This is a genomic window from Acidovorax sp. (assembly GCF_022763525.1).
GTDB lineage: Bacteria > Pseudomonadota > Gammaproteobacteria > Burkholderiales > Burkholderiaceae_C > Acidovorax.
This window is the reverse complement of the sequence record NZ_JALEGG010000232.1, coordinates 1-10,431: the sequence shown is the minus strand read 5'-3', so window position 1 is coordinate 10,431 and position 10,431 is coordinate 1. Positions and strand designations below refer to the sequence as shown.

General features: G+C 65.5%; 9 protein-coding genes and 1 pseudogene. 8 read left to right on the top strand and 2 right to left on the bottom strand.

Features of this window, described 5'->3' with window-relative positions:
- The 8 genes and pseudogenes from MRY84_RS17865 to MRY84_RS17830 all read left to right on the top strand — a co-directional run.
- Nucleotides 1-1,023, top strand: a 1,023-nt coding sequence (locus MRY84_RS17865) for a pyridoxal phosphate-dependent aminotransferase (RefSeq protein ID WP_291507045.1), incomplete at its 5' end; no start/stop codon positions are given.
- 29 nt (nt 1,024-1,052) lie between these two features.
- Entirely contained in the window at nt 1,053-2,741 is a 1,689-nt protein-coding gene (locus MRY84_RS17860) for a thiamine pyrophosphate-binding protein (RefSeq protein ID WP_291507044.1), read from the top strand.
- Nucleotides 2,742-2,885: 144 nt separating this feature from the next.
- Entirely contained in the window at nt 2,886-3,638 is a 753-nt protein-coding gene (locus tag MRY84_RS17855) for a helix-turn-helix domain-containing protein (RefSeq protein ID WP_291507043.1), read from the top strand.
- Nucleotides 3,639-3,697: 59 nt separating this feature from the next.
- A complete protein-coding gene (locus MRY84_RS17850; RefSeq protein ID WP_291507042.1) occupies nt 3,698-4,897 on the top strand; it encodes a type II toxin-antitoxin system HipA family toxin in 1,200 nt (399 codons plus the stop codon).
- Between the two features lie 147 nt (nt 4,898-5,044).
- Complete coding sequence (locus tag MRY84_RS17845; protein WP_291507046.1) at nt 5,045-6,265, top strand: DNA polymerase IV; 1,221 nt, start codon at nt 5,045-5,047, stop codon at nt 6,263-6,265.
- A gap of 110 nt (nt 6,266-6,375) precedes the next feature.
- Nucleotides 6,376-6,822 (top strand): annotated as a pseudogene (locus MRY84_RS17840) (methyl-accepting chemotaxis protein); the annotation flags it as partial.
- 90 nt (nt 6,823-6,912) lie between these two features.
- The gene (locus MRY84_RS17835) at nt 6,913-7,179 is read left to right on the top strand and encodes a hypothetical protein (protein ID WP_291507041.1); all 267 of its coding nucleotides are present in this window, start codon (nt 6,913-6,915) and stop codon (nt 7,177-7,179) included.
- Nucleotides 7,180-7,496: 317 nt separating this feature from the next.
- Nucleotides 7,497-9,065, top strand: coding sequence for a PAS domain-containing methyl-accepting chemotaxis protein (locus tag MRY84_RS17830; RefSeq protein ID WP_291507040.1), 1,569 nt, complete (start codon nt 7,497-7,499; stop codon nt 9,063-9,065).
- Between the two features lie 180 nt (nt 9,066-9,245).
- Here the strand turns inward: MRY84_RS17830 and queF are convergent, their stop codons facing one another.
- Nucleotides 9,246-10,091, bottom strand: a complete 846-nt coding sequence (gene queF, locus MRY84_RS17825) for an NADPH-dependent 7-cyano-7-deazaguanine reductase QueF (protein WP_291507039.1) — start codon at nt 10,089-10,091, stop codon at nt 9,246-9,248.
- Nucleotides 10,092-10,146: 55 nt separating this feature from the next.
- Nucleotides 10,147-10,431 (bottom strand): 2OG-Fe(II) oxygenase (locus tag MRY84_RS17820; protein ID WP_291507038.1); only part of this gene is annotated, 285 nt, incomplete at its 5' end.

The following is a 10,431-nucleotide window of genomic DNA, read 5'->3' as shown; positions in this document are numbered from 1 at the left end:
GAGACGCACTACACGGTGCTGGATGGCACGGCTGAATTGAAAACCGCCATCCAGCACAAGTTCAAGCACGACAACGGCCTGGACTTTCAGCTCAACGAAATCACTGCGGGTGCCGGGGCCAAGCAGATCCTCTACAACGCGCTCATGGCCTCGGTGAATCCCGGCGACGAGGTGATCCTGCCCGCGCCGTACTGGACTTCGTACGCCGACATGGTGCTGATCGCGGGCGGTGTGCCCGTGGTGGTGTCCTGCACCGAGGCCAATGGCTTTCGCATCACGCCCGAGCAGCTGGAGGCGGCCATCACGCCGCGCACACGCTGGGTGTTCATCAACTCACCTTCTAACCCCAGCGGCGCGGCCTACAGCGCTGAACAGCTGCGACCGGTGCTGGAGGTGGTGGAGCGTCACCCGCAGGTGTGGCTGCTGGCGGACGACATCTACGAGCACATCCTGTACGACGGCCGCGCGTTTGCCACGCCTGCTGCCGTGCTGCCCGCGCTGCGCGAGCGCACGCTGACGGTGAACGGTGTCTCCAAGTCGTATGCCATGACAGGCTGGCGCCTGGGCTACGGCGCAGGCCCCAAGGCGCTGATTGCGGCCATGGCCGTGGTGCAAAGCCAGGCCACATCGTGCCCCTCGTCCATCAGCCAGGCCGCCGCCGTAGCGGCATTGACTGGGCCGCAAGACATCGTGCGCGAGCGCTGCCAGCAATTCCAGGCGCGGCGCGATCTGGTCGTGGCCGCACTCAACGCCTCGCCCGGCCTGCGCTGCCGTGTGCCCGAGGGCGCGTTCTACACCTTTGCCAGCTGCGAGGGCGTGCTGGGCCGCACCACGCCCGGCGGCATGCTGCTGCGCACCGATGCCGACTTTTGCGCCTACCTGCTGCGCGAGCACCATGTGGCCGTGGTGCCCGGCGGCGTGCTGGGGCTCGCACCGTACTTCCGCATTTCGTACGCTGCCTCCACGGCCGATCTGCAAGAGGCCTGCGCGCGCATCCAGCGGGCTTGCCAGGCCCTGTTCTGAATTCTCATTTTTTGACCCGCCACCGCGATATGAACACGACGACAACCATCACCCCTCGCACAGGCGGCCAGATCCTGGTGCAGCAGCTCATCACCCACGGCGTGAAGCAGCTCTTTTGCGTGCCCGGCGAAAGCTACCTGGCCGTGCTGGATGCCCTGCACGACGCGCAGATCGCCGTCACCGTGTGCCGCCAGGAGGGCGGGGCAACCATGATGGCCGAGGCACAGGGCAAGCTCACGGGCCAGCCCGGCATCTGCTTTGTGACGCGCGGGCCGGGGGCGACCAACGCCTCCGCCGGTGTGCACATTGCGCACCAGGATTCGACGCCCATGATCCTGTTCGTGGGCCAGGTGGCGCGCAATGCCAAGGGCCGCGAGGCTTTTCAGGAGCTGGACTACCGCGCGGTGTTCGGCACCATGGCCAAGTGGGTGGTGGAGATTGACGATCCGGCCCGCGTGCCTGAGCTGATCTCGCGCGCCTTCCACGTGGCCACCTCGGGCCGGCCTGGCCCCGTGGTGATTGCGTTGCCCGAAGACATGCTCACCGAAGCCGCCACCGTGGCGGACGCGCAGCCCTACCAGGTGACCGAGACCCACCCCGGCCCCGCGCAACTGGCCGAGCTGGCGCAGCGCCTGCAAGGCGCGCAGCGCCCGGTGGCCATCGTGGGCGGCAGCCGCTGGTCCGAGCAGGCGGTGCGCGACTTCACCGCGTTTGCGCAGGCGTGGTCGATTCCCGTGTACTGCTCGTTCCGCCGCCAGATGCTCTTCCCGGCTACGCACCCCTGCTATGGCGGGGACCTGGGCCTGGGCGTCAACCCCAAGCTGCTGGCGCGCATCAAGGCGTCGGACCTGGTGCTGGTGGTGGGCGGGCGCCTGTCCGAAGTGCCCTCGCAGGGCTATGAGCTGTTCGACATTCCCACGCCCGCGCAGCCCCTGGTACACATCCATGCGGATGCGGACGAGCTGGGCAAGCTCTATCGCCCCGCGCAGGCCATTCACGCCACGCCGCAGGCATTTGCTGCCGCGCTGAATGGCGTGCGCCCCACGTCCGAGGTGCCGTGGCAGACCCATGCCGAGGCCGCGCATGCCGAATACCTGGCCTGGAGCGACCCCGCGCCCATCCGCATCCCTGGCGACCTGCAGATGGGCCAGGTGATGCAGCACCTCAAGGAGGTGATGCCTGCCGACACCATCTTCTGCAATGGCGCAGGCAACTTCGCTACCTGGATCCACCGCTTCTGGCCGTTCACCACCTATGCGAGCCAGCTGGCACCCACGAGCGGATCGATGGGCTACGGACTTCCGGCTGGGGTGGGCGGCAAGCGCCTGTGGCCCGAGCGCGAGGTGGTGGTGTTTGCGGGCGACGGCGACTTCCTCATGCACGGCCAGGAGTTTGCGACCGCCGTGCAGTACGGCCTGCCCATCATCGTGGTGGTGCTGGACAACGGCATGTACGGCACCATCCGCATGCACCAGGAGCGCGAGTACCCCGGCCGCGTGAGCGCCACGCAGCTCAAGAACCCTGACTTCAAGGCCTACGCGCTCGCCTTTGGCGGCCACGGCGAGCGGGTTGAGCGGACGGAAGACTTTGCCCCCGCGCTGGCCCGCGCACGCGCCAGCGGCCTGCCCAGCGTGCTGCATTGCCTGCTCGACCCCGAGGCCATCACGCCCACGGGCACGCTGCAGGACATCCGCAGCGCGGCGTTGGCTAAGCAGTGAATTTATTCATAGAAATTTGAAAAAAGCCTTAATTGCATATTTCTATAAATAAAAAATACGATCCGCTCCGCATCAATTGGTGTGACTGGTAGGCGAAATTATTCATAGAGTTGCATAAATTCCAGACTTCGCTACTATCTATGAATGCCAAAACAAGTCACTCCACCTGCCGACTACCCGCACGCCGTCCTGCAGCAGATTGAGCTGCTCGGCCAGCACATTGCGATTGCCCGCAAGCGCCGGGGCGAAACACAGGCCGAGTGGGCGCGGCGCCTGGGGGTGTCGCAGCCCACCATGGCACGCATCGAGCGGGGGGACCCGTCCGTGGCCATGGCCAGCTATGTGATGTGCATGTGGCTAGTGAACCCGGCGGTGGCGGTGGCAGACCTAGTTGCGCCTCAGAGCGATAGTGCGGCGTTAGAAAGAGAAATTTTTAGAGTACGCCAAGGGAAAAAAAGGATACGTAAGCCTGCTGACAGAAGTAGAGCGACCTCGTCCAAGGGGAGCAATTCACCAGAGCATCGTCTGACGAGATCAAACGCGATGCATGCCCTAGCGAAAAGTGCCGCCACAGAGAAGCCGGAAATAGGCGTGCCGGAGCAACGCGACGAGGTTCTTCCACGGATTGAAAAGGCGTTGGCAAGGCGAGTTCCAGCGAGCTCGGTAGGAGAGCTTACAAAGCTTGGCGCTTTGGGCTCGCATGAAGATGAGCTTGAGCAACTAAAGAAATCGTTGTCGGCGGGAGCTTCATCGATTTCGGCAGGAGAGTTAAAAAAACTCGGCGCGTTGGGTTCGTATGAAGGTGAGGTCGAGAAGCTGAAGAAGTCTTTAGCAGGGGGATCGGCCGCAGCTGGTTTGGCGGCTCTGATGTTGAAAAGACGGACAGGGCTTCAATGAGCGCTAACACCGAAGTTTTCTCGACGACCTACAGACCACAAGACAAGGTGTTCTTGTGGATGCTTGTAAATCCACTTCAACCCACGTTTGTAGGCGAACTCCGCCTGTCACAGCTAGTAGCCGACTGCGCCACCTTCCAGTATGCGCCGGACTGGTGGCACTTCCCGCTCAGCGAAGACTTGCCGCTGGTGGCCGGGCAGGAATTCACCGCCGGTGAACGCGGCAGCGCGCCCGGTGCCATCGACGATGCGCGGCCCGACCGCTGGGGCGAGCGCATCATCCGCCACGTGGACCGGCCGGCGCGGCTGTCCATTCTGGAGATGCTTCTGTTTGCTGGCGACGACCGTTTTGGCGCTTTGGGCGTTTCGGTGTCTGCCGAGCGCTATGTGCCTCGCCTGCTGGGCCCCTATCCGCAGGTGCGCGACCTGGCGCAGCTGAGCGCTGCGGTGGAAGACCTGCAAACCCAGGCCCCGGTCACCGCCGACATGCAGCGTCTGGTCCAGCCCGGCGTGACGCTGGGTGGCGCACGACCCAAGGCCCTGCTGCAGACCGCATCCGGTGCCTGCGTGGTCAAGTTCAGCGAGCTGGACGACGCGGTGGACACGCCCTTGGTGGAGCACGCCACCATGACGCTGGCCGCCCGCGCAGGCATTCGGGTTGCCGCCACGGGCGTGCTGCCGCTACCCGCCCGGCACGGCCAGGCGCGCCATGCGCTGACCATTGAGCGCTTTGACCGCGTCGCAAATTACCGCCTGCACTGCCTCTCGGCCCGCACGCTGCTGCGGGCAGCCCGGCTGCCCGAGAGCTACGGCGCGCTGGCCACTGTGCTGCTGCGATTGGCCCACCCACAAGGGCAGGTGGCGCAGCGCGAGGAGCTGTTTGCGCGCATGGTGTTCAACATCCTCATGGACAACACCGATGACCACGAGCGCAACCACAGCGTGCGCCTGGGGCTGGACGGCTACTACGAGCTGACGCCGGCCTACGACGTGGTGCCCACCCTGCAGAACCTGGGCTACCAGGCAATGTCTGTCGGCACTGCGGGGGCGGAATCCAGCCTGAACAACGCGCTGACCGAGCTGAGCGAGTTCGGCATCAAGCGGCCGCGGGCCATCGAGTTGATCCGGCAGGTGGTGCACGTGGTCGATGGGTGGGCGGCGCATTTTGCGCAGCTGGGCGTTGCGGCTGCCGACATGGAGCTGCTACGCGCCAGCATCGACCGCGACGCACTCCTGCGCCAGCGGCAGGCCTTTCGGTAAGCAAGGGCGCGCTGCGCATGGCAGCAGCCTGTCGCACCGCCGCGCACAATACCGGGCGTGACCGTCCCTCCACTCGAAAAAACCGCCGAAACCTCCGCCGCGCCAGCCCCGCAAGAAAGCCGCCTGCGCCGCATCGCCCACCTGGACATGGACGCCTTCTTCGCCTCCGTGGAGCTGCTGCGCTACCCGCAGCTCAAGGGTCTGCCGGTGGTGATTGGCGGCGGGCGCCGCAAGGTGGATGAACTGCTGCTGCAGGGGCCGGACGGCACGGGCGAGCGGGAGCGGCGCTTCATCCCGGTGGAAGACTTCCCGCGTCTGAAGGACTACGTGGGCCGGGGCGTGATCACCACGGCCACCTACCCCGCGCGGCAGTTCGGCGTGGGCTCGGCCATGGGCATGATGAAGGCGGCCAAGCTGTGCCCCGAGGCCATCGTGCTGCCGGTGGACTTTGACGAGGTGCGCCGCTATTCGCGCACCTTCAAGGCTGCCATTCTGGAGATAGCGCCCGTGATGCAGGACCGTGGCGTGGACGAGGTGTACATCGACTTCACCGACGTGCCCGGCGGCCAGCGCGAGGGTGGGCGCGTGTTGGCGCGGCTCATCCAGAAAAGCATCTTTGAAAAGACGGGGCTCACCTGTTCCATCGGCGTGGCGCCCAACCGGCTGCTGGCCAAGATGGCCAGCGAGTTCAACAAGCCCAATGGCATTTCCATCGTCTACGAGGAAGACCTGCAGGAAAAGATCTGGCCGCTGAACGTGCGCAAGGTCAACGGCATCGGCCCCAAGGCGGGCGAGAAGCTCGCGCGGCTGGGCATCGAGACCATCGGCCAGCTGGCCGCGCAGGATGAGCAGTGGCTCATCGGCCACTTCGGCAAGTCCACCGGCGCCTGGATGCACCGCGTGGCCTGGGGCCGCGACGACAGCCCGGTGGTGACCGAGAGCGAGCCCGTGAGCATGAGCCGCGAAACGACGTTTGACCGCGACCTGCACGCCGTGCGCGACCGGGCGGAACTCTCGCGCATCTTCACCGACCTGTGCTTGCGCGTGGCCGGGGATCTGCAACGCAAGGGCTATGTGGCGCGCACTTTCGGCATCAAGCTGCGCTACGACGACTTCAAGATCGCCACGCGCGACCACAGCGTGGCCTTCTACACGGCCGACGGCCCCACCATCCGCAAGCTGGCAGGCCAGTGCCTCAAGCGGGTGCCGCTGGACAAGCGCCTGCGGCTGCTGGGCGTGCGGGCCAGCGGGCTCGCTCGGGTGGAAGAGGTCCCGGCGCAGGGTCCGCAGCGTGGAGCTGCGCGGGGCGCCAGAGAGCCCACCCCTGGAGATTCTGCCGAGCCGGGTACTACGGCCTCGCTGTTCTGAGCAGTGCAGGGCGAAGGCACCGCCGCCGGGGTGGGACGGGCCATACTTTTTTTCGGGGTCCTTATACTGATTTCACAAGTATCAAGCGGCAACAAAACCGCGACGCCTGCATCGCATTCCAGACCAACCTGCTGGCGCTGAACGCGGCCGTGGAAGCAGCCCGCGCGGGCGAACAGGGCCGCGGATTTGCCGTGGTGGCGGGCGAGGTGCGCGCCCTGGCACAGCGCAGCGCCAGCGCGGCCAAGGAAATCAGCGGCCTGATTGGCGTGACGGTGGGCCAGATTGCCAGCAGTGCCCAGCAAATGGACCAGGCTGGCGCCACCATCGAGGGCATGGTGGAGGCTGTTGGGCGTGTAGGCGCACTGGTGCAGCAGATCAGCAGTGCCACCACGGAACAGTCCCAGGGTATTGCGCAGGTCAACACCGCGGTCAATCAGCTGGACACGGCGACGCAGCAGAACGTGGCGCTGGCGGAAGAGTCGGCCGCAGCCGCGCAGGACCTGCGGGAAAGCGCAGAGTCGCTGGGCCGCTCCGTGGACGTCTTTCGGCTGGGTTGATGCCCGATCCCTGGCGGATGCCGCGCGGTTCTTGACCTTTTCTTACGCGATGCTTACAGTGAATCTCCCGTTGTCCCGGGGGAGATTCCCATGACCGTGAACGAACTGCAGCGCATCAAGCGGTGGCACGTCGACCACAAGGCGGAACACCCCGTGGAATACCACGCCTGGGACTTGGCATTGACGCTCTGGGTGCTGGGCTGGGTGGGCTGGTTTCCCATCTGCGCGTTCGGCCAGCCCTGGACAGCGCCTGTGAGCCTGCTGGGCATTTTTTCGCCCAGTCTGTATGTCGCGTGGCGCAAGCGAGCGCACCTTCGCCACACCTTGCGGTGCGACTGGATCGACGCCGGTACCTGAGGACTGCGGCCCTGCGCAGCCATGCCTGGGTCTCGGCAACTAAGGGGATGGCCCTTTGGGCATCGCAACCTCAAAGGAAGCCGTCCCTGCCTCGCCAGGACCGCTTCGCTGAGTTTTGTTAGCCGCTCCAAAGCAGGGTGAGCAGGCGCCCCTTGGCAGGGGGGAAAGCGCGGTGTGACGTGGTACGCCATGCTCGTCCTGCCGGTGGAAGTTTATTGACGCAAGGCAAAAAACTTCGCAAATGAGAACCGTTCTGAGCCATTCCTTGATACCGTCAACGTTGCATTTGGTAACAGGCCGCCAACAGCCGACCTTCCATGAGAACGAACCTCCCCGTCACGCAGCGCGAGTACCACTTTCCAGAAACCACCTTGCTGGTATCCACCACCGATGCGCAAGGCCGCATCACCCACTGCAACACCGCTTTTGCCGAGGTGAGTGGCTATACCTACGATGAGCTGATGGGCCAGCCGCACAACCTCATCCGGCACCCGGACATGCCGCCTGAAGCGTTTGCCGACATGTGGGCCACCATCGGGCGCGGCAGGCCCTGGACGGGAGTGGTCAAGAACCGCCGGGCCAACGGCGATCACTACTGGGTGGAAGCCAACGTGACTCCCATCTTGGACGATGGGAAACCCGTGGGTTACATGTCCGTTCGCTTTCGGCCCACCCGAGAGCAGGTGGCCGCGGCCGAGGCCTTGTATGCGCGCGTGGCCGAACAACGTGCCAGCGGGCGCCATACCTTCAAGCTGCACGCTGGGCACGTGCGCCATGTGGGCTGGCGCGACGTGCTGGGCAGGCTGCACCGTCTCACGCTGACTCAGCGCTTTTCGCTGGGCCTGCTGATGGTCGGCGCGGCTGGCCTGGTCCCACCGCTGCTGGGCCTGCCAGCGCAACTGGCCTGGTGGCTCCAACTGGCCATCTGGCTGGTGGGCGGGGGTGCCGTGCTGGCGGCCTTTCATTGGGGCGTGGCGCGCGTGTTGGACGAGGTAGACGAGTTCGCTGGAGCGCTGGCCGCCTGCAATCTCAAATCCGGCATGCTTCGGCGTCACCCGCATGTGCTGGGGTCGCTGATCCGGCGCATCTGGCAGGTGCAGGTCAACCTGCGGGCCGTGATCGGTGATGTGCGTGCCGAGGCGGGCGTGTTCGCCCAGGCCACGGCGGCGATTGCGGACAGCGCAAGCCATCTTTCGGAGCGCACCGAAGACCAGGCGGCCAGCCTGGAGGAAACGGCGGCCTCGATGGAGCAACTGGCCAGCACCGTGCGTCAGACCGCCGAGGCGGCCCAGCAGGTGGCCGAGCAAAGCCGCCGCAGCAGCGCCGTCGCGCAGGAGGGCAGTGCATCGGTGGATCATGCCAACCATGCCATGCAGGCCATTGAAGCATCGTCGCGACAAATGGCGGACATCATCGCGATGATCGAGGGAATCGCCTTCCAGACGAACATCCTGGCGCTCAATGCCGCCGTGGAGGCCGCGCGCGCAGGCGAGCAGGGCCGGGGCTTCGCCGTGGTGGCGTCCGAGGTGCGCAGCCTCGCGGGACGCAGTGCCGAAGCGGCCCGCGAGATCCGGGCGCTGATCGGCACGTCGGCGCAGGAGGTGAGTGCAGGCGCCGACTACGCCGCCCAGGCGCAGGCCACGATTGCGAGCGTGGAGCGCTCGGTACAGCAGGTCACGGCCCTCATGGCGCAGATCACCAATGCCACCAGCGAGCAGTCCACGGGCATCTCGCAGGTGAATGAAGCGGTGAACCGCCTGGATACTGTCACCCAGCAGAACGCCACCATGGTGGAGCAGACGGCGGCCTCGGTGGCAGTTCTGCGCGAGCGCACCAAGACGCTGTCACGCGCGGTGCAGGTGTTCCACATGCAGGGCGACGATTGATCGACGAGGGCCTGTTCACGCCATTTTTGCCAGATGCGTTGCGAGGCCCAAGGTTCCTAGCCAAGACCCCGGCCTTGGCGTCGTCACGCGCCTGGATTGGCGTGGCGGGGGCGGCCTTCGCACTGGCAAAAATAGTGTGAACCGGCGCTAGTCCGGGCGCCGCCGACGCTCCTGGCGGCGCTACTGCCGAGCCGTGCGCACGTTGCGCGGCAGGCTCTGCGGGTGGCTCGTGCGCAGGGGGTTGATGTCCAGGCCACCGCGCCGTGTGTAGCGTGCGTAGACGGTGAGCTTGATGGGTTTGCAGCGGCTCCACACGTCCATGAAGATTCGCTCCACGCACTGCTCGTGGAATTCGTTGTGGTTGCGAAAGCTCACGAGGTACTGCAGCAGGCCTTCCTGGTTGATCTGCGGGCCGCTGTAGCTGATCTGCACGCTGCCCCAGTCGGGCTGGCCGGTGACGAGGCAATTGCTTTTCAATAGGTTGCTGGTGAGCGTCTCGGTGACGGGCGCTTCGTTGAACTCGGCCGTGAGCAGCTCGGGGGCGGGCTGGTACTGCGTGCATTCCACATCCAGCCGGTCCAGGCTCAGGCCGTCCAGCTCGTGCACGGGCTCCTGGTCGAACAGCTCGGGCGCGATGAGCTTCACGCCCACGGTGGCCGGGTGTTCCGCACCGCGCCACACGGCTTCGCTGATGTCGGCGCGGATGCGGGCCTGCACCTCGGCCGCATCGGCAAAGCGGGTGTTGTTGAAGCTGTTGAGGTAGAGCTTGAACGACTTGCTCTCCACGATGTTGGGCGTTTCGCAGGGCACGGTGATGTGCGCCAGCGCCACCTGCGGCTTGCCGCGCGCATTCAGCCACGACAGCTCGAATGCCGTCCACAAATCGGCGCCGAAGAATGGAGTGGCGCCCGTGATGCCGATCTCGGCGCGCTTGCCGGCGCGGGGGATGGGGAACAGCAGCGATGCGTCGTAATGGTCCACATAGGCCGAGGCCTTGCCGAGTTGGGATTGTTCTGGGGTGTTCATTTGCTATTAAAAATATAGCTTCTTGCGCTGACTGGGAAAGCGCGGGAGCCTGTTTTTACTTGAATTCTCTTTCGCGCAGCCATTTGGTGGCGATCCACTTCTCGCCCGCGATCACGGGGGCGCCGCCGTGCAGCGTGCGGGTGGACGGGTGCGGGCGCTCGTAGCTGAAGAACACCGCGTTGCCGCGCTGCGGCGCGACCTCCAGGTGCACGTCGGGGAAGGTGGTGCCGCCACCCTTTTCGGGTGTGTTCAGGTACATCACCAGCGTGCCCACCCGCTGCCCGCCGCGCTGGACGATGGTGGGTGTGCCTGGCTCGCCGGGGTCGAAATAGTCGTAGTG

Bases quoted from the DNA above. Each gene is read 5' to 3' on its own strand.
- MRY84_RS17860 (WP_291507044.1), top strand. From the start codon at position 1,053: ATGAACACGACGACAACCATCACCCCTCGCACAGGCGGCCAGATCCTG.
- MRY84_RS17855 (WP_291507043.1), top strand. From the start codon at position 2,886: ATGCCAAAACAAGTCACTCCACCTGCCGACTACCCGCACGCCGTCCTG.
- MRY84_RS17850 (WP_291507042.1), top strand. From the start codon at position 3,698: ATGCTTGTAAATCCACTTCAACCCACGTTTGTAGGCGAACTCCGCCTG.
- MRY84_RS17845 (WP_291507046.1), top strand. From the start codon at position 5,045: ATGGACGCCTTCTTCGCCTCCGTGGAGCTGCTGCGCTACCCGCAGCTC.
- MRY84_RS17835 (WP_291507041.1), top strand. From the start codon at position 6,913: ATGACCGTGAACGAACTGCAGCGCATCAAGCGGTGGCACGTCGACCAC.
- MRY84_RS17830 (WP_291507040.1), top strand. From the start codon at position 7,497: ATGAGAACGAACCTCCCCGTCACGCAGCGCGAGTACCACTTTCCAGAA.
- queF (WP_291507039.1), bottom strand. From the start codon at position 10,091: ATGAACACCCCAGAACAATCCCAACTCGGCAAGGCCTCGGCCTATGTG.